Annotated in this window: 15 protein-coding genes; 7 read left to right on the top strand and 8 right to left on the bottom strand. The window is 59.3% G+C overall.

The annotated features are described in order from the left end of the window. Positions 1-34: 34 nt before the first annotated feature. The 3 genes from E4P01_RS08655 to E4P01_RS08645 form a co-directional block, all read right to left on the bottom strand. Complete coding sequence (locus E4P01_RS08655; RefSeq protein WP_032877604.1) at positions 35-880, bottom strand: 2OG-Fe(II) oxygenase; 846 nt, start codon at positions 878-880, stop codon at positions 35-37. A 243-nt stretch (positions 881-1123) separates the two neighbouring features. Then, positions 1124-3541, bottom strand: a complete 2418-nt coding sequence (locus tag E4P01_RS08650) for a glucose/quinate/shikimate family membrane-bound PQQ-dependent dehydrogenase (protein ID WP_005785177.1) — start codon at positions 3539-3541, stop codon at positions 1124-1126. 373 nt (positions 3542-3914) lie between these two features. After that, the gene (locus tag E4P01_RS08645) at positions 3915-5933 is read right to left on the bottom strand and encodes a TonB-dependent receptor (protein WP_216090795.1); all 2019 of its coding nucleotides are present in this window, start codon (positions 5931-5933) and stop codon (positions 3915-3917) included. Between the two features lie 171 nt (positions 5934-6104). Here E4P01_RS08645 and E4P01_RS08640 point away from each other — a divergent pair, with 171 nt between their 5' ends. Continuing rightward, positions 6105-6338: a VF530 family protein gene (locus E4P01_RS08640; RefSeq protein WP_003188882.1), complete on the top strand. Its 234-nt coding sequence runs from the start codon at positions 6105-6107 to the stop codon at positions 6336-6338. A 4-nt stretch (positions 6339-6342) separates the two neighbouring features. Then, positions 6343-6966 carry a Pr6Pr family membrane protein gene (locus E4P01_RS08635; RefSeq protein WP_032877598.1) on the top strand — a complete coding sequence of 208 codons (624 nt, stop codon included), beginning with the start codon at positions 6343-6345 and terminating at the stop codon, positions 6964-6966. 1 nt (position 6967) lies between these two features. Here the strand turns inward: E4P01_RS08635 and E4P01_RS08630 are convergent, their stop codons facing one another. Both E4P01_RS08630 and E4P01_RS08625 read right to left on the bottom strand, forming a co-directional pair. Continuing rightward, positions 6968-7735, bottom strand: a complete 768-nt coding sequence (locus E4P01_RS08630; protein WP_078820369.1) for a siderophore-interacting protein — start codon at positions 7733-7735, stop codon at positions 6968-6970. Further along, positions 7732-8241 carry a PadR family transcriptional regulator gene (locus E4P01_RS08625; RefSeq protein WP_005785185.1) on the bottom strand — a complete coding sequence of 170 codons (510 nt, stop codon included), beginning with the start codon at positions 8239-8241 and terminating at the stop codon, positions 7732-7734. The genes E4P01_RS08630 and E4P01_RS08625 overlap by 4 nt, the downstream gene beginning before the upstream one ends. Positions 8242-8734: 493 nt before the next feature. Between E4P01_RS08625 and E4P01_RS08620 the strand changes: the two genes are divergently transcribed. From E4P01_RS08620 to E4P01_RS08600, 5 genes are all read left to right on the top strand, one after another. Further along, positions 8735-9232: a CS1 type fimbrial major subunit gene (locus E4P01_RS08620; protein WP_032877593.1), complete on the top strand. Its 498-nt coding sequence runs from the start codon at positions 8735-8737 to the stop codon at positions 9230-9232. A gap of 108 nt (positions 9233-9340) precedes the next feature. Next, positions 9341-11863 (top strand): CS1-pili formation C-terminal domain-containing protein, encoded by a 2523-nt coding sequence (locus tag E4P01_RS08615; RefSeq protein WP_216090796.1) that lies wholly within the window; start codon positions 9341-9343, stop codon positions 11861-11863. Positions 11864-11910: 47 nt separating this feature from the next. Further along, positions 11911-13137 carry a hypothetical protein gene (locus E4P01_RS08610; protein WP_248129975.1) on the top strand — a complete coding sequence of 409 codons (1227 nt, stop codon included), beginning with the start codon at positions 11911-11913 and terminating at the stop codon, positions 13135-13137. A gap of 59 nt (positions 13138-13196) precedes the next feature. After that, entirely contained in the window at positions 13197-13955 is a 759-nt protein-coding gene (locus E4P01_RS08605; protein WP_216090797.1) for a molecular chaperone, read from the top strand. Between the two features lie 5 nt (positions 13956-13960). Beyond that, on the top strand, positions 13961-14443 hold the full coding sequence (locus E4P01_RS08600; protein WP_078820401.1) for a CS1 type fimbrial major subunit: 483 nt from the start codon (positions 13961-13963) through the stop codon (positions 14441-14443). A 98-nt stretch (positions 14444-14541) separates the two neighbouring features. Here E4P01_RS08600 and E4P01_RS08595 read toward each other — a convergent pair whose 3' ends face one another. The 3 genes from E4P01_RS08595 to E4P01_RS08585 all read right to left on the bottom strand — a co-directional run bounded on the left by E4P01_RS08595 (position 14542) and on the right by E4P01_RS08585 (position 26055). Beyond that, positions 14542-16560 (bottom strand): membrane-targeted effector domain-containing toxin, encoded by a 2019-nt coding sequence (locus tag E4P01_RS08595; RefSeq protein WP_216090798.1) that lies wholly within the window; start codon positions 16558-16560, stop codon positions 14542-14544. Between the two features lie 54 nt (positions 16561-16614). Beyond that, complete coding sequence (locus tag E4P01_RS08590; protein WP_216090799.1) at positions 16615-20760, bottom strand: toxin; 4146 nt, start codon at positions 20758-20760, stop codon at positions 16615-16617. A gap of 216 nt (positions 20761-20976) precedes the next feature. Then, complete coding sequence (locus E4P01_RS08585) at positions 20977-26055, bottom strand: DUF6543 domain-containing protein (protein WP_216090800.1); 5079 nt, start codon at positions 26053-26055, stop codon at positions 20977-20979. Between the last annotated feature and the right edge of the window lie 42 nt (positions 26056-26097).

The following is a 26097-nucleotide window of genomic DNA, read 5'->3' as shown; positions in this document are numbered from 1 at the left end:
AAAAAGATGTCCATTTGCAAGAGGGTTAAAAGTATCAGCACCAGAAATAAAACGGTTTGCCAGCGGTATAGCCGATAAACGACTGCATGCTGATACGTTTGCCCGATTCGAATCCGCAAATGGCATGGGGACGGCGAGTATTGATGATCACCAATTCGTTCTTGCGCGGCTGGATACGCAACGGCTTTTGCAAGCGCTCCTCGGGTAGCTGCGCACCTTCGAAACGCTTGACCTCGGCATAGGCAAAGGCCTCGGTATCCCAGATGATCAACTCTCCGCCTGATGGCGGCGTTTCCAGATAAATATTGGCGCTGAATTGGTGTTCCAGTTCCGCGATCGACAGGGGCAGGCAATCAACATGGGGAACCGTTTCCGAGAGGTGCGCCGTCTCGGGAAACATGGCGCGGATAATCCCGCAGAACATCGGCTGGCCCTGGAATGCAGCGGCTTGTGCGCCTTGCGGCCAAATGCTCTGGAACTGCTCCATCAAGTCTTGAATGGGCGGTTGTTGCGGGGCGCAAATGCGGTCGATCAGGCTGCGCATATGGGCAGCGTCAGCGTAATACTTGCGTTGGGCATCACTGCCCGCAACCTTGCCATAGGTGGAATTGAACGGCGTGCCCCAGCGATGCACGCCATAGAAGTGCTGTACGACGTGCCCGCCCTCGTAGGTTTCGTGGCTGTATTGTTCCAGCGTGGCGGTTTCGCTGATGCTCTGAATCAGCCGTGCGCTGGTTTTTTCGTTGGCGAAGTCGGGCACTCGAATGGCAAGCACTTGCCCGCTGATCAGCTTTCTTAAACTTGGACTGTCGAGTTGTTCCAGTTCCAGGATTTTTGTCGAGATACAAAGGTTTGGTTGTACAGCGCTATGGTCCGTCATAGTGAAAAGCTCCATTTAAAATTTCATCCGTGCGCCCAGGTATTGCGTAAGCGGTGCGCGAGCTAAAGCAATCTCGAGCGGGAGGCTAAATCATTTTTGCGCAGTTAAAACCTGTCAACCATGACAGGTTTGGATAGATATTTGCCATACCCGCTAGCATCCTGTGGCTGATGGACAGGACACGGATATAAAAAAAGGCGGCTACTGTGAGGTAGCCGCCTTTGCTTATATCGCCGGTGCTGCTTAATCCGGCAGTTTGAACGCCATCACATAGTCACCCTGCTTGGTGCCCAGTGAGCCGTGACCCCCGGCCATGACCAGCACGTATTGCTTGCCGTCCTTGCCGGTGTAGGTCATCGGGGTGGTTTGCGCGCCTGCTGGCAGGCGGCCTTCCCACAGTTGCTTGCCGTTTTTCACGTCATAGGCACGCAGGTACTGGTCCAGGGTGCCGCTGAGGAACGCGACGCCACCTGCGGTGGTGAACGTACCGCCCAGGCTAGGCACGCCCATGGTCAGCGGGATCGGGACCGGCGAGCTGTCACGCACGGTGCCGTTCTTGTGCATCCAGATGGTCTGGTGGTTGGTCAGGTCGACCGCTGCCACGTAGCCCCACGCTGGCGCCTGGCACGGCAGGCCCATCGGCGACAGCAGTGCTTCAAGGATCACACCGTACGGCGCGCCTTTGTTCGGCTGTACGCCTTCGGTTTCGCTGACGCGTGGGCCTTGCTTGGCGATGTCGGCTGCCGGGATCAGTTTCGATTTGAACGCCATGTAGCTTGGGTTCACGAACGCGATCTGACGCACCGGGTCAACCGAGATGCCGCCCCAGTCGAACACGCCGAAGTTGCCTGGGTACACGATCGAGCCTTGCAGCGACGGCGGGGTGAACGGGCCGTCGTAGCGCATCGACTTGAAGTCGATCCGGCAGATCAGTTGGTCGAACGGCGTCACGCCCCACATGTCACGTTCCTTGAGGGGCGGCGGCATGAAGTTCAGGTCGGACTTGGGTTGGGTCGGGGAGGTGCGATCACCAGCCACTGCGCCTTGCGGTACAGGGATTTCGTTGATCGGAACCACTGGCTGACCGTTGCTGCGATCCAGCACGTAGATGCTGCCTTGCTTGGTCGATGCCATCACCGCTTGCTTGACGCCGTCAGCAGTCTTGATGTCGATCAGCGAAGGCTGGCCGCCCACGTCCATGTCCCACAGGTCATGGTGGGTGAACTGGAAGGTCCACTTCACGTGGCCGGTGTCGATGTCCAGAGCGGTCAGGCCCGCTGCGTATTTCTCGGAATCATCGGTACGGTCGCCGCCGTACTGGTCGGGCATCTGGTTGCCCATCGGCAGGTACAACATGCCGAGTTTTTCATCCACGGCGAACATGGACCACATGTTCGGCGAGTTGCGGGTGTAGGTCTTGCCCTCGGCCAACGGGGTGGTGTCGTCCGGGTTGCCGCTGTCCCAGTTCCACACCAGCTTGCCGGTGTGCACGTCGAACGCGCGGATCACACCGCTAGGCTCGTCGATGGAAACGTTATCGGTCACATGACCGCCGATCACCACCAGGTTCTTGGTCACGGCCGGTGGCGAAGTGGAGTAGTAGCCGCCTGGGGCGAAGCTGCCGATGTTGGCGCGCAGGTCGACCTGGCCTTTGTCACCGAAGTCTTCACACATCTTGCCGGTGTCGGCGTTCAGGGCGATCAGACGGGTGTCGGCAGTCGGCACGAAGATGCGTTTCGGGCAGGCAGTCGGTGCCGCAGCCGGGCTAGCGCTGCCAGTCGGGCTCTGTTCGGAAGCGTAGGCGGCGTCATCGTGATACGACACGCCACGGCAGGTCATGTGCGCCCAACCCTTGAAGTTCTCGGCGCCCTGGCTGCTGATCTTCGGATCGAAGCGCCAGATTTCCTTGCCGGTGTCCGGGTCCAGCGCGATCACCTGGCTGTGCGGCGTGCACACGTAGAGCATCCCGTTGACTTTCAGCGGGGTGTTTTCCGCGGTGGTTTCACCCGGATCGTTCGGGCCCGGTATATCGCCGGTGCGATAGGTCCACGCTGGCACCAGTTTGTGGGCGTTTTCCGGAGTGATCTGTGCCAGTGGCGAGTAACGGTCACCAAAGGCCGAACGGCCATAGGAGTTCCAGTCGCCATCGGCTTGGGAGGGTGCGGCGCTGGCCATGCCGGGTACCGCGTCGCGGTCCAGTTGGCCGGTCTTGACCATTTCACCTGGATTGGTGAACTGGCTGGCCAGGGCGGTTGCGCCCGCCAGCACCACGGCCACGCTCAGCGCGCCAGTGCCCAGCGGCGCGGCTTGGCCACGCAGCAATGGCCGGCGAAACCACGGCAGCAGCATGACGATGCCCAGGGCGAACAGCAGGGCCAGGCGCGGCACCAGCTGCCACCAGTCCAGGCCCACTTCCCACAGGGCCCACACGGTGCTGGCGAACAACACCAGTGCATACAGGCCCAGCGCAGCGCGGCGGGTAGCCAGCAGCAACACGCCGGTCAGGGCAATGCCGATACCGGCCAGCAGGTAGTACAGCGACCCGCCGAGCATACTCAGCTTGACGCCGCCGGCCAGCAAGGCCAGCCCCATGATCAGCAGCAAGACCCCCAGCAGCCTGGGCAACAGGCGGCTTGGGCTTGAGGCACCATCAGTGCTCATAGTGTGTTTCTCCGTTACGTTGGAATTATGTAACCCCGTGCTTCACTCACTGTAGATGACGATTCGGCTCGGGCTTGGTTCATCGTTATTTTTGGTTTTTTCTGTGGATAACTCGGTTATCCACAGGCGGGCAATAACCCCCCCCGGCGCTGGTCGATTCAAGACAGCGCTGTCTTTGTGCATGAAGAGATTCGGCAAATGGGGCGACCGGGAGGTGAAGCGTTTCAGATTGTTGCGAAGGATAATGCGGCGGGGCGTTTTGAGAAAGGGTGAATCGCAAGATGCATCATTTCAGTTTTGGTAACAGTGACAGATAGTCGCTGGCTAATAATGTGGGAGGGGGCTTGCTCCCACAAAGGGTTTTCGGTGTTGGTCAGAAGGTGGTGCGGATGCCGAACTGCACACTGCGCCCCGGTGCCGGTGCGATGTCGCGCAGGATCGAGCTGGCGTAGCGCACGGTCTGGTTGGTCAGGTTTTCACCGTTGACGAACGCCAGCCACTGGCTGCCACCGACGTTGAAGCGATACCCCGCGCTTGCTCCCAAAGTGGTGTAGCCATCGGTGCCGCTCTCGTTATCCGGCACGCGCCCTTGGCCCGCAGCATGTTCCACATCGATACGTGCCTGCCAGCGATCCAGTTCCCACAGCAAGCCGCTGTTCAAACGCAGGGGCGCAATGCGCGGCAAGGCTTCGCCGCTGTCCAGGTTGGTGGCGCGGGTGTAGTCGCCCGACAGTTCCAGAGCGAACTTGCCGTAGGCGCCTTCGCCGAGCTTCCAGTGATCCTGGGCTTCGAAACCGGCGAAACGCGCACGTACGCCGGAGTAGCCGTACTCGGGAATACCGCCAGCATCCTCTTCACCCTCGTCGCTCAACGTGCGGCCAGTGCCGAGCAAACCGATGTAGTTGGAGAAGCGGCTGTAGAACACGCCAAAGCTGCCCTTATGGGTGCCATTGTCAAAACGCAGGGCCAGGTCGCTGGACACGGCCTTTTCTTTCGACAGGTTGGCGTCGCCCAATTCATAGGTGCCGGTGGCGACGTGGGCACCGTTGGCATACAGCTCGTAGAAGGTCGGGGCGCGCTCGGTGTAGCCCAGCGTCGCGGCCACCGACCAGATTGGCGTAAGCGTGTAGACCGCACCCGACGACAGGCTGCCTGCGGTGAAGTCGTTGGATTTATCCGCAGTGGCAAAGCGCGCATTGCCCTTGCCATCCGGGTCGACGTTGGTGTGCTCAAGGCGCGCACCCAGGCTGAGTTTCAAGCGCTCGGTGGCTTGCATCTCTTCCAGAATAAACAGGGCGCCAGCGTTGGTATCGGTCTGCGGTACGAACGCTTCCTCACCCAGGGCCGAAAATTCATTGCGGGTCACTTGGGCGCCGACCACGCCGTCGAACGGGCCGATGGGCTGGTGACGCGCCTCCACTCGGGCTTCATAGCCTTTGTTCTTGAAGGTGGTGCCGGTTTCGCCGCCTTCAATTTCGCGGTGCTGATACTCGGTGTAGCCCGCGTCGATCTTCACCGAGGTAAACGGGCCCTGCAGGTTGCGGATTTCGGAGGCAAAGGCGTAATGATCCTGCTTCATGCGGATGCGTACATCCTGCTCGGCGGGGGAGCCATAATTACTGTCGTAGTTGCTGTAGGACAGGCCCGCGTAACCATCATCCCAGGTGTAGGAACCACCCACCGCACCGCCGTCCTGACGTCCGTTGCTGTTACCCAGGCGGCCGTTTTTGCCGGGGCCGTTTTCGCTCTCCGGCGCGTGGCGGCTGCGCGCATAACCGGGGATTTTCAGGTCATTGAATTCCCGCGCATTGGCGTCCAGGTGCAAGGCGAATGTGCCGTTGCCGGCCTCCAGCTTGCCCGCGCTGCTGCGGGTGGTGTCGGCGCCGCCGTAGCGCAGTTCCCCCGCACCGTGGATGCCTTCGATGGCCTCGGTGGGGATGCGGTTGTCGAAGGTGTTGACCACGCCACCGATGGCACTGCCGCCGTACAGCAGTGCTGCGGGGCCGCGCACGATTTCGATACGGTCGACATTGATCGGGTCCAGCGGCACCGCGTGGTCATAGGACAGCGACGACGCATCCAGCGCCCCCACGCCGTTGCGCAGGATGCGAATACGGTCGCCATCCTGGCCGCGAATGATCGGGCGGCTGGCGCCTGGGCCGAAATACGACGATGACACCCCGGGCTGCTTGTTCAGGGTTTCGCCGAGGCTGCCTTTTTGTTGCAGGGTCAGCTCATCACCTTCCAGCACAGTGGTGGGCGAGGCCAATTGTTCGCTACCCAGCGGGTTGCCAGTAACGACTTGGGGGGGCAGTTCCAGGGCATAGGCTTGTGAGCTGATCAACAAGGCGGCGGCGAGAGGGGACAAGCGCCAGAGAGAAGGCAGGGACATCGGATATTCCTAGGCAAAACGTCTGATAGATATAGTTACAATATAACATCTCTTTTTTCGTCTGGAAGGGGAACTTTTCCTGGCGGGCTATATTCAATGCGATGCTTCCACCTGCACGCCTCGTCGGCTAAGGTGCGCGGCTGTGTTTCCTCTTTTTGCAAAAGGCCCGGCATGACCGCGACAAGCAACGACCCGCTCCACGGCGTGACCCTGCAACACGTGCTCACCACCCTGGTGGAGCATTACGAATGGAGCGGCTTGGCCGAACGTATTGATATCCGCTGCTTCAAGAGCGACCCGAGCATCAAGTCGAGCCTGACCTTCCTGCGCAAGACGCCTTGGGCGCGGGAAAAAGTCGAAGGGTTGTACGTCAAGCTGATGCGCACCAAACGCCCGCTGGACTGAACCCATGAAGCGTTTTGTCGCGACGGCGGCGCTTGCCGGCTGGGTGGGGTTGGCGATCCAGCAGTACCTGATCCTTTATTCACGCTGGTCCATTGAAGCCAGCTTGCTGGGTGGGCTGGTGAGTTTTTTCAGTTTCTTCACCGTGTTGACCAACACCCTGGTGGTGGTGGTGTTGAGCTATGCCTGGGTCAACCGGGAGTCAGCCGGCAAACGGTTTTTCCTGGCACCTCACATCAGCAGTGGAGTCGCCGTGAGCATTGTGGTGGTAAGCCTGGCCTACAACCTGCTGCTGCGGCATTTGTGGAGCCCTGAAGGCTTTCAATTTATCGCCGATGAATTGCTGCACGACGTGATGCCGTTGCTGTTTCTGATTTATTGGTGGCGCTGTGTGCCCAAGGGTTTTTTGCGCCTCAAGCACATCGGCGCCTGGGTGATTTACCCATTGATGTACTTCGCGTATGTGCTGATGCGTGGGCATTTGCTTGGGCAATATCAGTACCCGTTCATCGATGTGGACCGCCTCGGTTATCCACAAGTGTTTGTGAATGCCGGGGGGATTCTGGCGGGGTTTGTGGCGATAGCGTTGGTGATGGTGGGGCTGGATAAATTCATCAAGCCCCGGCCCTGACTCACTCTTGCGGGCTACCGTCGGCGCGCCAGTAACCCACGGCCTTGAGGTATTCCTCATTGACTTTGTGGGTGTCCAGCAACACCCGCCGTACTTGGCGCGACAACCTGGTTTCGGTCGCCACGAAGCTGTACAGCGTGCCGTCGGGCAGCGTCAGGTTTTGCACCACCTCAAGCAGGTCATCGCGGCCACGCAGCGCCCAGATCACCTCCACATCGGCCGCACTTTGCAGCGTCTGTTGCTCCGCCGCATCGGCGATTTCAATCACCGCAAGCACCTTGCGCCCAGCGGGCAACTCCTCCAGACGCCGCGCAATGGCGGGCAGGGCAGTTTCGTCGCCTATCAGCAGGTAGCTGTCGAAAATGTCCGGCACGATCATCGAGCCCCGTGGCCCACCGATATACAGGTGCTGCCCGACCTGCGCCTGCTCGGCCCAGGTGGACGCAGGGCCATCGCCATGCAGCACGAAGTCGATATCCAGCTCGCCGGTTTCCAGGTTGTAGCGCCGTGGCGTGTAGTCGCGCATGGCCGGTTGCGGGCCGTCGCCCTTGATGGCGAACGTCGGGCTTTCAAGCGCTGCTTGCTCGGCGGCGTTCTGCGGGAACAGCAGCTTGATGTGATCGTCGCTGCCCAGGCTGATAAAGCCCTCCAGTTCAGGCCCGCCCAGTGTGATGCGACGCATGCGTGGGGTGATGTCCACCACCCGCAGAACTTCCAGGCGGCGGCGTTTGATTTCGTGGGTCACGCGATGAATGGCTTGTGTGTTCATTGGTCTGTCCCGTCGGCAATGGCTTGAGCGGTGCGATTGAGCAGCGCCGCGACACGAATGATTTCTTCCGGGCTCCAGTGCCCGTTGTGCGAATGCAAGGCGTGGCGCAGGTTGTGCACCGCCTCATGGATCTGGGGTGGGCGGTCGTGGCCACGCAGCGAGCGCTTGCTGACATCCAGGCGCATGCGCACGCCATCCAGGGCAACGGCTTGTTCGCTTAAGAAGAGACGACCGGCGTCGGTGATTGTGTAGCGTTTTTTTCCACCATCGGCGTCGCCGCTGATCAGCTCGCTCTCTTCAAGAAAGGTCAGGGTGGGGTAGATCACGCCGGGACTGGGGCTGTAGGCGCCGTCGAACAGGCTCTCGATGCGGCGGATCAGGTCGTAGCCATGGCAAGGTTGCTCGGCGATCAATGACAACAGCAGCAGCTTCAGGTCGCCGGGGGCGAATACCCGTGGGCCGCGGCCGCCGCGTTTTTCAAATTCGCCGCGATGCTCGTGTTTCATGCGCAAGTCCTCTGTACAGGTTTAGATATAACTTAAGATATATCTTTGTACGAAGGGTAGCCCTTGGCGACCAACGGTCAACGGGGTAGCCGCGGGTTTCGGTCATAAGTGAAACAAGTCCGATTGGATCTTTTTAATTTATAGAGTTATAACTTTAATTAGAGTCATGACTCGAATTCTTATCTGGCCCGTGGTTGTGGAGGCGCTTTTGAGTTGGTGTGGTCTGCGTCTTACAGTAACTTCCTTATCGTGTTTTTAAGTGTGTAGCCTGTTTCCTACGGATACTTTTAAAGTTTTGGCGAAATGCCATCTTTTTCGCTCGACCCCTGTTTACAAGGGCTACGCTCATTTTAGAATGCGCCTGCATACCTGCCTCTAGTTTCAATTGATCATTGTTTGGCATTGCTTGTTCCAACTAATCGGCAATGTAATTCGTTGTTAGGGATCTCCTTGGCAATGAATCAATCAATGTTGTCAACTACAGGTATTGACCATGTTCAAGAAGTTTGCTGTTGCTGTTCCCCTGGCTGTTCTGGCGCTGTCTTCCTCGGTAACCGCTATCGCTGCCGGTGAAGCCAGCCACACCGTCAACCTCAAGGCAAACATCCCGACCACCGTGTTCCACGCCCAGCCGCGTGATCCGAACTGGGGCCGTGACGAGACCATGACCTACAACCTGGTCAGCGGTGAATTGGCTCCCCTGAGCGCCATCTACGACATCAAGAACACCAACGGTTCGGTTGCCGCCTACATCGAAGGTGGCCCGGCGGTGCTGTTCAACGGTGATGCCGCGCAGAACATCCCGGTTACCACCACCCTCAACGGGGTGACCCTCACCGGCACGCCACAGGAAGTGGTCAACGAAGCCGACTCCACCCCAGGCGTGGGTGCGGAAATGCGCATCGCTGCCGCCAAGCCTACGGCGACTCAGCGCGGTGCCTACACCACCACCATTCCGGTGGTATTCGACGCCGTACTGCCAGCCCTGTGATGCCAATGAGTGCCTGTTAATCACGGGCATTCACTTGCAGGTCGGCTGATTCCCTTCTCTGTCCGCCGACCTGGTTTTTTTATCTCTTGGCATTCAGGGTATCCGTTCATGTTTCCGATGACGCCTATCGCGGCTGCGCTTGCGCTGTTGATGTGTACGAGTGCGCTGGCTGCACCCGCTGCCTCCGGCGCTGCAACCCCTGGCAGCTTGATTACCCAGGCCCAAGGCCTGCCCGCAGGTTTCAGTGATCACTTTTTCGACGTGCCGTTGGCGGTGCGTGTGGACCTGGACCAGCAACCGCTGGGCGAGGCTCTGATTGTGCTGTCACGGGATGATCGCGTGACCTTGCTCGAATTTACCGACACCGGCGACAGCAAAGTCCCGGCCGCTACCCGTGATACCTGGCAAGCCGTGTTGGAAAAAGGCGTGGCCCTGGGCGCCTGCACCCAGGCCTGCCCGGAAAAAATGATCTCGGCGTTCTACAACCTGGAAAACTCCCAGTTGTCGATCCTGACCCAGGACGTCGAACGCAGTGACGACATTCCGCGTTTCTATGACCAGCCCGAAGGCGGCAGCCTGGGGCTGATCATTAACAACCAGCTCAACCTCAACGGCAGCCAGGAGGACAGCCTGGGCGGTCGCTATGGCTTGCAAGCCAGTTCCAGCGTGGGTAACTGGAGCCAGGTGTTCAACCTGCAACTGGCGCGCCAGAGTGGCGATGAAGAACAAGTGCGCCATGCGATTCACGAGCTGTACACCCAGCGCGAACTCGAAGGGCAGTTTTTCCGCCTGGGTCACTTCACCCCCAATTCCGACGGCCTGACCCGTCAACTGCGCAGCTTCGGCGCCAGCCCCGACACGGCGCTGGGCCTGATGTATGGCAGCTCCGACAGCCTGGCCATCAACAACACCAAGCCCAGCGTGTACCCGATCTACGTTACCGCCAACCGCCAAGCGGCGGTGGAGATCTACCGCAACGGCTTGCTGATCAACACCCAGGCGGTAGCGGCAGGCCTGCAAACCCTCGATACACGGCCACTGCCCGGCGGCATCTATGAAGTGGAAGTGCGCCTGGTGGAAGACGGCCTCACCACCAGCACCACCCAGGAGCTGGTGTACAAGCCCAGTAACTGGCGCAACGCCGAAGACCGCTGGCGCTACAACCTGTTCGCCGGGCGCGAAACCAAGTTGTTCAGCAACTGGGACGAACAGGCTTCGGGCGCAATGACGGCCGGTGCGTCGCTCAACTATCTGGTACACCCGCGCGTGATCCTTGGCCTGTCGGCCCGCCAGGTGCGCGAGCAACTCCAGTACGGCGGGTCGATGGACTGGACGGTGGCCAACAACACCAGCGTCTATGCCAACCTGTACCAGACCCAGGAACATGGCACCGGCATGGACCTGCAAGGGCTCTACACCTTGGGCTCAACCAACCTGGTGTTCAGCCATAACCGCAGCTGGCTAGACACGCGTGACACCTACGAAACACTGCCGGACGGTACGCGTCTGCGCCGCAATACCTTCGTGGGCGAGGCCAGCAACACCGCGTTGTCGGTCAACCACCGGCTCGACGCGAAAAACACCCTGAACATGCGCCTGTCCCACAGTGAGGGCAATATCGAGGGCGCGGGGTTGGACCTGGGCTGGAGCCGCCACGACAACCTGTTCGGCAGCGATGCCAACTGGCGCTTCTCGGTGTTCGATCGGCCCGGTAGCGCTGGCACCAACGATGCGCGCAATCGCGGCGTGGACGTGAGCGTCAGCATGAACCTGGGCCGCGATGGCCGGCAGATTTCCGGCAGCATCGGCACCCGTACCGCCCGTGATGGCGGGCGCGACAATAACGCTTCGGTGACCCTGCGCCAGGACCTCACCGACCACGCGCTGCAAAGCGTCTCGGCGACAGCGATCACCGATACCTATGGTGTCGGCCTGTCGGGCATGGCCAGCTTCAATACAGACGCGTTCAGTGGCGACGGTTTTGTGCAGCGCAGCTCCTTCAATGGCGACCTGAGTGGCGGTTTGAACCTCAACAGCACCTTTGTCGCCGGTGCCGGCAAGATGCTGCTGAGCAGCCAATACCAGGGTAACGGTGCCGGGATGATCATCGACGTGGAAACCGACCTCGATGAAATCGCTCTGCGCGCCGACGATCTGGGCGGTGGCGGCGCCATCTTGCGGCCCGGGCGCAACTACGTGCCGGTCTCGGCCTACAAGAGCAGCAGCGTGAGCTTCGATTTTGAAGGCAATCACCCGCCCGCCGCCAATATCCAGCCGACCCGCGCCAGCTATCACCTGAACAAAGGCGGCGTGGACTACCGGAAAATCACCGTGATGAAAACCGTCACCGTGCTCGGCCGCTTGTTGGATGAGCACGGCGCACCGCTCAAGGGCCATCACGTGATCAATCATGCCAGCCGTGGGGTCAGCGAAGTGGACGGGTTCTTCTCGATGGAAATGAGTTCCAGCGCACCCACCTTGCAAGTGCGCTACCAAAACCAGCTGCTTTGCCAGTTTCGCTTGGACCCCAGCAATGCGCCGAACGAAAACGACGTGTTGATGATTGGCGACTTGCGTTGCACCCCGGATACGTTGGCCGAGGTCGGTCGTGCGTCCGAGGCGGCCGGATGAACTTCCTAACCAGAACGATGCGTGTTCAGAGGCATGAGTTGACCAGCATGAGCAATCCAATCAAGAACCTGACTTGGCGAGCAGTATCAGTGGCTGCAGCATTGTGTGCGTTTACGCCGTTGTCCTTGGCTGCCACGCAAGACATTACCGCTGAGTTCCGCCCTGACCCCGGTAACCCGATGGTAAACAAGTTCACCAACACCACCCCACAAAGCGGGGTATGCCCAGGGCATATGCCGGCAAGGTGCGAGGCGTTGGGGATTTTCAGTATCCGGACCTGGGATATCAACTTTGTCGCCAGCGGTCCGATAGAGGCCAACCATGCAAACCCGCGTCAAGGTTTGATGTTCAAGGTCCCCTCCGAGTGGCGAAGTTTTGAGGTGGTTTCATCCAAGGGCGACCGGAAAACAGTGGAGATGCGTATTTCCGGGGTTGGCAGCCGCTTCAATACGACTAATCCGCCGGGCGTTCAGGCCTGGAGTTCGTTACCCGCCAACTGGACGAACGCACCGGCTCCGTGCCAGTACACCGGCATGTGGGCAGCTGCCCCCACGTTAAGGCTGTGGTTCTGGCTCGTACCGGAAGGCGCCGGTGCTTGTAATCTGGTGACGCCGTTTGATGTGCCCACCTCCAGTTTCAGCATGCTTGAGTACACGTACGAATTGCGTACGCCTAATCCTTTGGATATGGAAGCGGGGGATTACAGAGGGTCGATTACTTACCGTGTCGGGCCGTATCAGGATTTCGATTTTGGTGACCTCTACCTTCCAAACGATGATGTGTTGACCTTCAACTTCGATCTTCGGGTAGAGCACAACCTTAAGGTGGACCTGCCACCGGGGGGCAACCGCGTGGAGCTGTTGCCCGAGGGCGGCTGGCAGGCTTGGCTCAACCGTGGGCGCCAACCGGCGCGGTTGTTCCGTGACCAGACCTTCGTCATTTCCGCCAGTACCCGCTTCAAGATGCAACTCGAATGCGGCCTGACCATCGGCAACACCTGCGGCCTGCGCAATAGCGCGGGGGACGAAGTGCCGCTGCAGGTCGGTGTGACCTTGCCTTTTGGCTTGCAAGACCAGTACGGCCAGGCCGTGAGCAAGTTGCCTTTGCGTCTTGACGGCACTGGCACCGAGCTGTTCCAGCCTGGCCATTACGTCAATAACCGTCCCGCAAGCCTGCACTTTGCCGTGGAGCGAGACGACGTGAAAGAGATGCTCAAGCAACCCGGCAGCACCTACACCGGCGTGGTCACGGTGATCTGGGATTCAGAAGTCTGAGTGGGCACTGGCCGTATATCAGCCGTTGGCTGGGTTCAATCTATAAGGCGTAATCAAACATGAAACATGCAGTGTTAGCGGTGGGGCTGTTCCTGATGTCGTTGGGCGCTTATGCGGGGCCGGCGATCAACGTTGGGGTGGTCTATGACTATCTGGACGGCGACCGCAGCTCTTACCTCAAGCGGGTCTACAACGGCGGCACCAGTTCCGCGTTTATCAAGGTCAATGTGCTGGAGATCGTCTACAACGCCGACGGCACGTCCCGGGAAGTGCCCGTCGCGTCGATGACCGACGCCAAAGGCAGCACCACCAATCGCGACGGCCTGATGGCCAGCCCGGCGCGCCTGATCGTACCGGCCGGTGGGCGTCAGGGCACACGGTTGCTGTATATGGGCCTGCGAGACAAGGAGCGCTATTTCCGCGTGCGCTTCATTCCGGTGGTGCCGGAAAAGGAAGATGACTTTGCCGTGACCGATCAAGAGCGTGCCGAGTACAAAAACGCGCTGGCGGCCGGGGTCAATGTCATGGCGGGCTACGGCACGGTGTTTTTCGTCAGGCCCAAGGACACCCGTTTCGATACGCAAATCAGCGAGACCAGCAGCCAGTACACCCTGCGTAATGCGGGCAACAGCGTGGTGGTGCTCGATGAGTTCCGCGATTGTTCGGTGGCGAAAAAGACCGACTGTGAGGCTACCACCAAGCACCACATCCTGCCCGGTCGCCAGTTGGTGCTCGAGAAAAAGCCGGAGCGCCAGTTCAACTTCCAGATGATCGAAGGCCGCAACAAAAAACCGATGTCGGTCAGCAGTAACGGGTGATGACTATGTTCAAGCAACTAACGGTACTGGCGGTACTGATGGCGCCTGTGCTGATGGGCGAACGGGCGCTGGCGTTCCAGGAGCGCCACACGTTTGATGTGTCGGTGACCATCCCGATCCATGAAGCCTATGTGCTGCCCTCCGAGCCCGACTGGATTGGGCAGGACCAGGTGCTGGCCTGGGATCTGGCGACTGCCCGGCTGGGACGCCTGCGCAAGAACTTCGACGTGAAGAACATCAATGGCGGGGTGGCCGCGCGCCTGGGTGATACGCCTTACCTGTTGAGTGGCCGCAACCGTATCGAACTGCAGGTGTTGTTCAATCGGGTGCCGCTGACGCTGGATTCGACCCTGGTCCTCAGCGCCGACGAGGCACGTGCCGGCCGCCGCGCCGAGCTGGAAATTGCCGCCATCGAACCGGCGGACGGTTACAAGGGCGGCGAGTATTACGGCACGGTGCACCTGTTGTTTGATTTTCCGGCGCCTTGACCGCAATAGGTTTGCGAGTATGAATATGATGTTGCTGTGTGTGATCAGAAAGCTGGTGGCCCGCACTGCGCGAGCGCGGGCCAAAACCGAACACGGCATTATGAAGCGGCCGTCAAACCCACGTCCTTTATGAGTGCATCAATCAAATCATCCAGCGTTGGGTAACGTTTATTTTGCAACTGCGGCCAACGATCAATATAGAACTGCCCCTCAGGATTTGTTTCAACGACGGTGGAATATATATTCATATCACCGGAACGGTGGATCACAGTGGCTTGAGGCGGTAAAGCCCGTTGCTCAACCACGAATTGACCTGCCGATACCAGCCGCGTTCGGGGCGAAGCCGTAGGGGTGACAAATGACAACTGGACTTCTCGCTTGAGTGCCTCGATCAAATGTTCGACCGTCCGGAAGCGCCTGTTGTCCAGGTTCCAACGTTTAATAAAGAACTGATTACTGGCGTCCTGTTCAATAAGCGTGCGAACGACTTCTCCGCTGTTGGAATGGTGGACCAACCAGGTATCAAGAATAGTAGGTCGCTCGATCAGGGCGTCGCCGATGGTTCTCAGCCGTGCGCTCGGCAGGGTCGTAGCGGAAACGAGGGTCATATACGCGTCGTCTTTAAGTGCCTGGCTCACCTGTTCCAACGTTGTGAAACGTTTATCTTTCAATAGCGGAAAATCTTCAATAAAGAACTTCCCCAGGTCGTCAATTTTAATCGGGGTGCTCGCCTGCCCTCCGAGAATGGTGCGGTAGACCACATTGGCTTCGGTGCTTGAGGGTTGTTCGATCAGGAAGTCGTCGACATTTCTCAACCATGCACGATCCGGTGCAGTTTTAGGCGACGGCGCGCGAATGTCGGCAATACCGACGTGCAATTTGAAGTCACTGCGCAGGGTTTTTGTTCCGGGAGAGCCAATCTGACCCTCGACGAATTCCCATCCTCCCCTCTGCAGCGGCAATGCCTGGGTGGGGTGAACATCGCGTATCCTCAAGCTGACCCCATCCTGCAATTGCGCAATGCCTGGGACACCCAGGTACGTATCGCAGTGGGAGTCCCCTATGAGCGCTACCCATTTATGCGGGCCCTGTGCCAACTGGTCGGCCTTGATCACCTCATTGGCGAAATAGTTGAAAAGGTTCGTGCGGGCGTTGTTCGTGTTCATGCCTTTAACGTGATAGCTGGCCGTACAATCGAGCGCACGCACGCGAATGCCTACCTTGTTCGCGGCTTTGACCACATTGGTGTAAGTGTCGGGCCCGGTATAACCGTGCATCTGGCCGGCATCTTGCGCTCTCAGATAGCGTTTCAGGTTCTTCGGCATTTTGCTCGTGCGGTAGAAAAGCTCCAGTTCTGCCTGATGCAGATCGGTGAGCAGGTGCTCCAGGTACAAGGTCTCGACGCCCTCCTTCTTCAACAGCTTCATGTATTTGATCAGGAACTGTTTGCTGTAGGTATCAAGATGGGATTCGCCGATAATCAGTCCCCGTATCTTTTTATACAGCTGCCTGATAAACGCCTCCTCACTTGTCGCCGTGGCGAGGTCGGCGAAGTCCGGGCGTGGCAGTGGCGTGTAAGCGGTAAAAGCCTTTTTGGCGGCTTCATCCAGGCGACTGCGTGTTTGCTTGAACGCCTGGTGCGCCGGATGGTACGGGTCTTCCGCTGCAGGTCCGTAGCGGGGGTCAAAGCTTTTTTGCCTATGCACCATTTCGTCCAGGTCCGGTTTGAACGATGCGGGCAGATCAAACTCATTGTAATGAGACGGTGATGGGGGGACCTGTACCGCTCTCGAGGGGCCGGCCTTCGGCAAGGTTTGGGTGTTTGCGGCCATTGTCAGCTTGTAATCACCCCGAGACAGCGCGGCGGAGGATGTATCAGGCAGGATGCCCACTGCCTGGCCAGGGATAGCATCATCCACACGCAAGGCGATGACATTCTGCAAGTCGGCCAGCCCCGGCACCTCGTCGGTACTGCCTATGCGAATGTGATCTACCAGGGCGATCCAGCCATCATCGGGATCGTTTTGCGCAAGCGCTTGGTGGGAATAAAAGTTTCTGAGTTGACTGTTACGCGGGATAAATCGCTCTTTGTCAGATAGCTCCAGCACATGCTCCATATGATATGAGCTCGAGGCGTCCACGCCGTCGATCGCGACCTTGTGCTGATGGGCTTAAAGCATCAGTTTACGGAAGGTAAAAGGCGCATCTGCATCCCAGCCCAAGCCTGCGTCGACCCGCGCCAAATGGTCCTCGACTTGCTTCAAGGCATGCGCAAGATTGCCCTTGGTTTCGCCGTTGATTATTTTGAGTTTGGTGCGGAAAACATCGGCCGGCAGGTTTTCGATGTGCAAGCGTTTGAGCCCTTGCGCGGCCAAGGCCTGAAGGTTTTCGATCAGTAACTGCTTACTGGCAACGCTGGTGTTGGATGCGCCGATGATCAGCGCCTTCTTGAGTGGGAACAGGGTGGCAAGTACGGTAGACGGGTTGGAGTCCGGTGCCAGTGCCGGCAAACCGGTGCGGTCCGGGCGCGCTGGAGGTGAGGCGTAAAGCGCCTGCGCATCTTCAGTCAGGTGTTTCACCTGATCGGGATAGCTATTACGTAGAGGCTTCAAATCAAAATGGGCCCCTTCACGTACGCCCTGCGCAATAACGTCATCCGGATGGTTGACGACGTTGCGCACATATTCAAGGTTGAGCGCTGATCTGAAGTACTTACCTTGCTCGGATGCAATCTCGTAGCGAGCCAGTGGCTGGTCCACTTCCTCCTGGAGTACCGTATATGTCTTTCTGCGCCCGCCTGCCGCAACCCCGGAACGTATCCACTGGCCATCGGTGTTCTTGTTGACCAGACGTGTAGTCGACTGCATTTGCCCGGTGACTGGGTCATGGCGAAACAGCAGATGCCGCCCCAGAGAATCCTGTGTGTTCTTGACCCAGAACGGATGGCCATCGAACAGCACCGGTTTCATTCCGGCAGTAATGCCAGGGTCGATATCGTTGATCAGCGTGGCCTGCTGTATCGCTTTAGTAACCGGTCTGACAGACAGTGTGTTGAAAGGGCCTTTTAGAGCCGGGCGAAAGTCAAACAACACAGCACCGCCCACATTGGCCAGGTAGCCGATGTAGTGTCTCAAGGCCCCGGCCATGTCACCCTGTTGGTAGGCACTGATGGCGAGCATCGCGTCCTTGAACGCCAGCAAACCACCCAGGCCCAGGCTCAATACGGGAAAAGGGATGGTGGCGATGGCGGTGACCAGTTCGACGCACATCCAGAGAATCCCCATGATCATCTCCGTTCGATTGACCGTGGTGGCGATCACATCATCAATTTTTCGCTGCAATACCATGTTGTAGAGGTCATTGCGCAGGTCGGTCAGGGTTGTGTCGGAGGTTGTCCGGTCATAGCGCGCCGGGCTTGGAGTGGTACGGTCAATCGTCGCTGGCAATCCATCGCGGGCAGTTTTCAGAAACATCCCGATCCGTACCTGGGATTGGATCGGCACCCGACCCTGCAGGTAACCCGACACGCCGTCGACTTTTTTCAGCCAGTAGTTGAACAGCTTCGCCTCACGAAAGCTGATGCCATCGGGTGCGTTGGGGGAGTAGAGCAAAACCGGGTTATCGGCGTGGCTGAACAGGTAGTTGCCCATCACCCAATCGCCGTCAAGCGTCAGGCGATGTACTTGGTAAGTGGAGCGAGTCGCAGCCGCTGTATCGCCCAGGCTGTCGATGGCACGCTCCAGCCAGGTCAAGTCGACCCGGGCGATATGGCCGCGTAGACAGCAATCCAGAGCTGCGTATTTCATCTGCAGTTGCGTGATCGCCAAGGTGGCGTCGCGCCGTTTGGCGTAACCGGGGCTGCTCGCGCTTTGCAATTTGGTGCGCACTTCGTCGGTGTAGCGTTGACCGATCCATACACCGGTCACCGACCTTGATAAGTTCTGTGGCGTCAAGTGGCTCAGGTCGACACCCGCCGGGCCACTGAACGTGGCCGAGGTGGAAAATTTCGCGTCGATGAAACCGACGTTATCCGTGTAACCGTCCCTGTACAGCCTGGTATAGGAGATGGGCTGGGGCTTGCCACCCAGTAACGGCCAGGGCGCCGACACGAACACGGTGTCCGGGTCGATATCATTCTGAGGGCGGCCCAGCAGCGTGTTCAGGCTGAGTTTGGCTTTATCGTGCAAATAGGCATTGAAGGTAATGAAGTTCGCTTCTGAATCGGGCATGGCGTTATAGACGCGCAAGGCACCTGCGGCATCTTCAGCAAGGCGGGTCAAACGGGTTCGGTCTTGCGGCTTGGCCGAGCGATACCAGAGCGGGGTGCTGTATTCGTAGTCGTCCTGCGCTGCGCTTTGCGAATGAACGACCATGGCGTCCAGGCAGACCGTGTGGGAGCACACTGGGCCGAATGTCACCTCTTCGTGTTCCTTTGCGTCGGGCCTGAAGCCCAGCCCGGCGAGAAAGGTGCCCATCTTCGGGCGAAAACGCAGCGGGCATTGCTCCAACAGGTAGTCGCTCATGGTGCGACCCTTAAGCCGCGTTTTGTCATCGGCCCAACCGATGATATGCGTCTGGCATTCGCGCTCGGTGGCAAATACCAGGAACTGTCGCTCACGTGGCGAATCCGGGGTGCACAACAGCAAGCGCCGGATTTGGCCGTCGGCATCCTCCTCGCGCAATAACCACAGGTCTTTGAGTTGCGCGCCATGCAGCAGCACGGTTCGCGCACACAGGAGCGGGTTCGTACCGGCTCGCAACGTGTCGAACAGGCTGTGGTCTGCCTGGCTCAGGTCGCCTCGCAACCGAGCGATAAAGGCCAGCAACACCAGCCGGTGATCAAACAGGTCGCGAGCAGCCTTGTTGAACTCAGTATCGGCCTGCATTTTTTTTTGTAGCGCGGCAAAGTCCAGGCGCGGTTGCAGGCCGGGTTCGCGGAGTATGTCGAGCAGGCTCTGCGCGTTCAGAATGGCATGGTCGCCTTGCAGTGCCGCGCCCGCGTAGGTCAGGGTGGTATTGGCCAAAAAATCAGAGCCGGGCAACTCGTCGCCGGTGTGCAGCCCGTCATAGCTTAACTGCACCAGGTCGCGTGTCTGCTCATAGGTGCCGACATGGGTGACGTTGCGCCGGGTGGTGATCTTCAGGTGGTGCGGGTCCAGGTCGTGGATTTCCAGCGCTTCGTCCAGATACTCGGTCAACTGGAAATTCGCCAGCGCTTGAGGCGAAGCGACAGGCCCCAGCAACTCGATATAGGTGGCCCGGGCCTGATTGTAATCCTGCATGAAACGACTCAGGGTTTGCTGGTCCGTCGCAGCTGCATTGCGATACCAGTGCGGCAGGCTGTTATAGACGCTGCGCTCCAGTAGCTGTTGGCGCCTGAACGCCAAGCGTGACGACAAGTCTGGCAGGGCGGCCTTCACCGCGTTATCCAAGGCTGACTGGAGCAGTGTTGCCTCGTGGAGCGGGTTTTCAACCAGGCTCAATGCCAGTTCAATATCCTGGCTGCGCTTGTTGATGATCGCGTTGTAGGTATGTTCGAACAGTGGCTCGTCGTCGATGGGCAGCAATTGCAATGGCCAGATGTCATCGACGTCCAGCGCCTGATAACGCATAGGCAGGTGTTGGCAGAATTCCTCATGGCCTGCCGGCAACGCCAGCGTCGCCTTGAGTCGCTGGTCCAGTTGCGCCAGCGAGTCGAAGGCCTCCAGGCCTCGGTTTGGGGTGAACAACAGGACCTGGCCGAGGTCTTCTTTCGACGTCAGGTTGTCTACGACTGGGCTGGGTTTACGCGTCAGTACAAACGCCCCGGCAAACGCCACGGTTTTGTCCTGGTAGCTGAAGTTGAGCGAGTACATGCCAGGGCGAAAGGTCGGGCCTCGGGAGCAGTCTTCAACCATGCGCTGTTCGGCAGGGCTTAGCAGGTAATCGCGCACATCCAGCTTGGCTTGCTGCTCCAACGCGCCAAGGCCAGCTGTTTGGATGAGGTAGCTCTTGCGGCCTTGACCGTCCACGGTGCTGGCTTCGTCAAGGCCTAGCAGGTGCTTGTTCAAGTCGGTTTTGAGTTGGGCAAGCAACGTCTTGCCGGCCGCTTGGGTGAGGTCTGCTTGCGTGAGTGCCTCAAACAAGCTGTGTGACCTCGCCAGCAGGACGTTGTTGGCGCTGGTTAGGGTAGTGTTCAGTTTTTCCAGCGCAAGCAGTTCAGGCGGTACTGCGGCAGGCTGTTGGGTTTGAGTGCGCAACGCTGGGTCGATTTCAAGCAGGTGGGTACGTATTTCTTGAAGCGTCGGTGATGCCGCTGGTGTGTTCGACGTGCTCATTGGCATTGTGCTCATGCTGATGGGGTGAACCATCAGCATGAGGTGGGTGAGGATTGTGTCGGCGGTAACTATTCACGGTGCGGGTCAAGCACGCGTGTTCAGATCGTTACGTACCTTAACCACTACACGGGCCTTTCATCTCTGCGCTCAGTTGAGGTTTTTGCAGGAACCAGGGGCACGCCTGGTGCCTGCTCGCTTCTGCAATGGGGGGGAGGGTTAAACCCCGGCGGCAACCATGGCCTCGCGAGTCAGGCGGCGGCCCAGTTCCTGTTCATCGTCGAAACTCTTGAGAAACAGGCTCAAGTACAGCTCTTCTGTCATAGGCTCGCCGGTCAGGACTTGTTCAGGGGGTACATTCAGCCTGTCTGCCAGGTCGAGCAGACGCTGGCGCAGTTGGGCTGTGGTGGCGGAATTCTTGCGTTGCACTGACAGTTGTTCATTGGCCGCCCAGGCGTTTTGAGCCAGGCGCAAATCGTCGATGCTTTCACTGGCTAGTTCATGCTGGCATTTGATTGTCCGGTATTCGTCGGGATGCATATTGAGCAAGTAGTCGCTCCAGAAGTACTGCTCAAGCATTTGGTTCACCAGCCCATCACCTTGCTCCTGCTCAATGACTTTGTCGTAGGCGTCGGCCAGTTGCCGGGCTTCGACGTTGCCGGCACTGCGATAGAGCATGTGATCGGCCAGCCAAGGCAGATCCAGGCGGATCTTCAGGCCAGTCTGATAGGCGCTGTACACCTCGACTTCATCCACCGTACCCGCCACACCGCCGACGACATCGGTGGTCAGCCGCAAGGCCGGGCCTTCACTGCCATCATCATTGAGCGTGGGGGTATTGAGGCGGGTCTGGATATCCTGCTGCGCGATTCGATTGACCTTGTTCAACCGTGCCTTTTGTTTGGCCAGCCGCACCAATGCATGGGTGCGAGCTTCAACGGTGGGCTCGCGCCAAGCCTCCAGCTTCATGGCTTCGATACCCATGGCGTTGAACAGCTGGGCGCCCGCATCGGCACAGTTGGCCGGCGTGGCGCTCAGGTTGAACAGCGCGGTGCGGGTTGGCTCGTCACTGTCGGCGGCCCTCAGCAGGCGTAGCACATTGGTACGCAATTGGCGCAGGTTCAGGTTGTAGCGCATTAGATCGTCCGGGTCGTGGACGATTTCAGGGGGCGGGAGCTGCTGGCTTTTGATGACCTCGAAAAAGCCCTGGGAGCCGTGCTCTCGTTCAAGGTCGTCCCAGATCTCCTGCCACCCCTGGCGTTGTTCGGGGGGCAGGTGTTCGAGCCAGAATTGACTGTCCAGTTCACCGCGTGGGGGGTAGGTACGATAGGGGTCCAGGCCAGCCGTGCGGCGGTAGCGGACCAGCCTGTCCTCGGCGTCGCTCGCCAGTTTGTTGTTGTCCAGGCGTGCCCGTGTCACCAGTTCGGCGTGCGCCGAACCGGGTTCGACAACTGGTACTTGGGTGATCCGTGTATTCAACAGGTTCAGGTTGAAGTCGGGCGAGCGCGGCAGTTCGAACAACCCTATGGGCCAATCGCGAATGAGCGTGTTATTGAGCGCCAGTATGCGCAGTTCCGGCATCCGGCTGATGTCCGGTGGTGTGACCAAGTGTTCGTTGTGCGAGAGGATCAACACCTTCAGATGGTTCAATTGCCTGAGGTGCTCCAGGTGCTGCGCACGCCAGCGAATCGGATTTTCGGCCAGGCCCAGGTGGGTGAGGCGACGCATACCAGTGACGGCCTGGGGGAGGGTGTTCAGGCGTTTACCGGTGATATCCAGAATGCGCAGGTTGGGGAAGTTGTCCAGGAAGGGGCTGTCGGCATCCGTGAAGTCGGTGCCTGCCAGGTTGAGACTGGTGATGTGTTCCAGCCGGGTATCGAGGGGGGGGAAGTTCTGCAAAAAGCCGTAGATGGTTTCTCCGCGCAGGTCTAGTTCGCCACCCACTCGACGCTCACCGAAGTCCGTTTCGTAACCCTTGGCCGATTGCTCCCAGCTTTGCTGTATGAGCGCGCTCACGCGTTTCCTGAACAACTGCTCCGGGAATGCCGGGCGGCGTCTCTGGGTGCCGGCGGCGGGGCGTTCTTGCCAGTCTTTGAGGGACTTGCACAGGGCTTTTTTTTGGGTTTCAAGCTCGGTCAACAGGTGCTGCCCTTCGGTCGAGCGCAGCGATTGGGCGTAGGCCGTCACGTCGTCTTCGGTCAGCATCGGATACAGGGCCCTGAGCCGCTCTTCAACGCTGGCGAGGCCCAGCCTGTGGCGCAGTGCGCTGAACCGAGGCTTTTGCAGCAGGTGCTGGATAGCTGGAGAGGCGACGTCAAGGGTTGGCGGTTCGGCCAACACCGTGCGGCGTTCGGCGGGCGGTTGCAGGGTACGTGTCAGCCATTGGCGCAGCGCTTCGCTGTCGCCAGGCGCGAAGCCCAGGGTGTTACGCGGTATGGCTTGAAGTACGGCTTCATACAGATCCAAAGCGGTATCGGCGCTAGCGCCGTGGAGCAAGTATCGCCCTGGCGCTGTGCGTATCAGCAGCGTATCGGTGGTCGCGTCGTCCGGGCCGACGCGGCAACGCAATTGCCCGCTGGGCTGTTGCTCGCGGATGCTCAGGCGCAGGTCGCCGAAGGCGTCACTGTGGATTCTCAACGCGTTGAGCAGCAGCCGTTCGGTATCGGGTGTGGGCGCGTTGTCCGGGTAGAAACCTTCGTAGGCGTGGGTGGTTCGCGTTTCAAACTGCAACTCCCTGGCCAGGTGTTTGAGGCGCAGTGGCACGCGTTGTTCTTCGTTCATCAACTGCACTTCAGCCGGGCGGGCCTGGGCCACTATCGCTCGGGCCAGGTTGTCGGGCAGCTCGGGAAACTGCCGTTGCAGCAGTAACCCGTGGGTGCTGTTGGATTGGCGTTTGAAACTGTACAGATGCTCGAAGATGTCGTCTTTACGCGAGGCCACGTAACGGCTCAGTTGTTCACGCAGGGTGTGTACGCGCGTGTTGTTGTCGGCGGGCAACGGTTCGCCGAGCAACCCGGCGAGTTCGGTTTCATCCAGAAAGTCCACCACTCGCTGGGCCAATCGGCCGGCCAGCAGGTCTTCACGGCTGAGGGTCAGTGTTGCGTCCGGCGTGGCCTGCATCGCGCCATGTCGGATCGACTCGCCGCTCAAGTCGGACGCTTCGAATACTGCGAGCGCTTTCCCGCTGGGCCAGCCGTCCATTCGCGTGACCATGTCGGCCGCCCAGTAGGCCGCTTCACCGTTGTCGGCGGCTGGATCGCTGAGGGTATCGATGTGCTGCCGGAGTTCAAGGCGGCCTAAAGTGTCGGCCAACAACGGCGGCGGTGGTTGGTTTTCAGAGTAGATATGCCGCAGCGTGCCGGGTTCGATACCACTGATCGCGCGCAACTGCTGCAGGCGTGCTTCTGGCCAGGTAGCGGTGGTCGGGCTCAGGCGCTGGAGCAGTTGTGAGTCGCTCCAGGCCCGGGGAGCTTCGCCCTCCAGCACCACGGCGCCGTGACCGTTCAGCCGTACTTCAGGGCGATAAGCCTCGGTGCGTTGTGGGTGGATGATCCGGTGCCGGCCGGTGTCGGGTTCCTGGCTGACCTCGTAGTGCTTGTTCTCCAGGCGCAGGATTTTTTTGCCTGCGTGCGAGTGAAACCCATGGGCATCGGGTTTCGAACCGGGGGCCAGGGTTACGGCTTTTTGTTCATAGGGGCTCAAGTCCGCATGCCATAAACGGGTTTTGCCGTCAGCCGGCGTCACAGGCTTCAAACCCTCGACAAAGGGGGACAGCTTAAGATGGGCCAGTTGCCCGGCGGCGCCGAATGCGATCAGTTGCACCACGTTCTCCGTCACCCCTGCCACATGTTCAATGGCCTCCAGGCCCTGGCCTTCGGCCCAATCCAACAATCCTTCGAACACCTCGTCGGCGAGTTGGTAAGCGGTATAGGCCAGCATCAATTCGCCCAAAAACGGAACGAAGGGGGTCACCACTAATAGCGCCGCGTTGAGAATGTCCGAGAGGACTTTTTCTAGATTGTCCCACCAGGCCCAACGTGCCATGCGGTCGGCGTAGGCGGTTGCGATCGCCAGTTCACGGGCATCGTTGAGGATTTTATTGAGACTTTGCTGATACAGGTGCTCCCACAGTGGCGTGCGTACACGCGTCACGCTGAACTGCAGGTTGGGGTTGTCGCGGGGGGTTTCACGCCAGGTCGGCTGTGGATCGCCGGGCGCGTGTTGATGCCATTTCACCTGGCTCAAACGCGTGCCCAACTGGTTGAAAAAATGCCCCTGGTACTGATGCTCGACAAACCGGCTGAAGAATTGCTGGTAGTCGGGCTGGCGCAGTTGCCCCGTCAGTGCCTGCATGAACTCCACCGTCGAGGCATAGCGCTTGAGTGGGTGCTGCGGGTCATTCGGGATATAGGCGATCACGGGCGATGCCTGGCGACTGACTTCCAGGTCGGCGGCAATCAGTACCACGCCGGTCAAGGTGGCATCCATCAGGCTCAGGTCATGACAGTGCGCGGCCTTGCCGTCGAACGTGAGGTTTTGCTGGCCCCTGACCAAGCCTGTGATCAACGCATGATCCAACGCCTGGATATCGCCCCTGATTAATGCCATGCGCGCAGCCACCTTGAGGGCGGCCTGCTGATTGAGCATCACCCGGGCTCGCAGCACGCCTTCGACCACCGGGGCGGTGCGGCCGAGATAGTTCTCAAGGTGCTGTTGGTACTGGGCGCCGATGTCCAGGCCGCGAACCAGCGTTTTGAACTGCTGGATCGACAGCTGGGCTTTCAGCGGGACGACGTCGAAATGGCCCAGGGCGTCGGGCCGGGTGATGAATTGCGAATCGGCGGTAAACGCCTCGCTGTCGGCAAAGTTGTGCAGTGCCGCGTCCAGCAGCGACACCGTGCGGCTTTGCACACCACCGCTAAAATCTCCGACCCACCATGCCTGGTTGGCTGGGGCATAGAGCCGCAGGCAAGTGCTGCGGACATCGACGTCGAGGTTGTATTGCTGTTTCAGCGCGGCTTTCAACAACGGCTCGGCAAAGCCTTTGAGGTCGGTGACCGCGGCGAGTTTCTGGTCGACAAGGGTTTGGGTTTGCCAATGTTCGGCAATCGCGGTTTTCAATAATTGATGCTGGTGGGGCGAGGCACTTTTATACCAGGGCGCAATAGTTTTGCGGCTGGACTTCAAGGCGCTGACACGTGATGCCGACAGCGTAGTGATCCAGTCGGGCAAGGCCTTGCGAATGACTTCGTAGTGCTGGCCTTTATCTTCGTGTGTCGAGGGGGTAATGGTGCTCATGGCTTGTTTTCTGTAGTGGGTCGGGCACTCAGACTAGATTCG

It is taken from the genome of Pseudomonas sp. NCIMB 10586, from assembly GCF_023127895.1.
GTDB classification, from domain to species: Bacteria; Pseudomonadota; Gammaproteobacteria; order Pseudomonadales; family Pseudomonadaceae; genus Aquipseudomonas; species Aquipseudomonas synxantha_A.
Note: the sequence above shows the minus strand (reverse complement) of the source record. Positions and strands in the feature narration are given on the sequence as shown.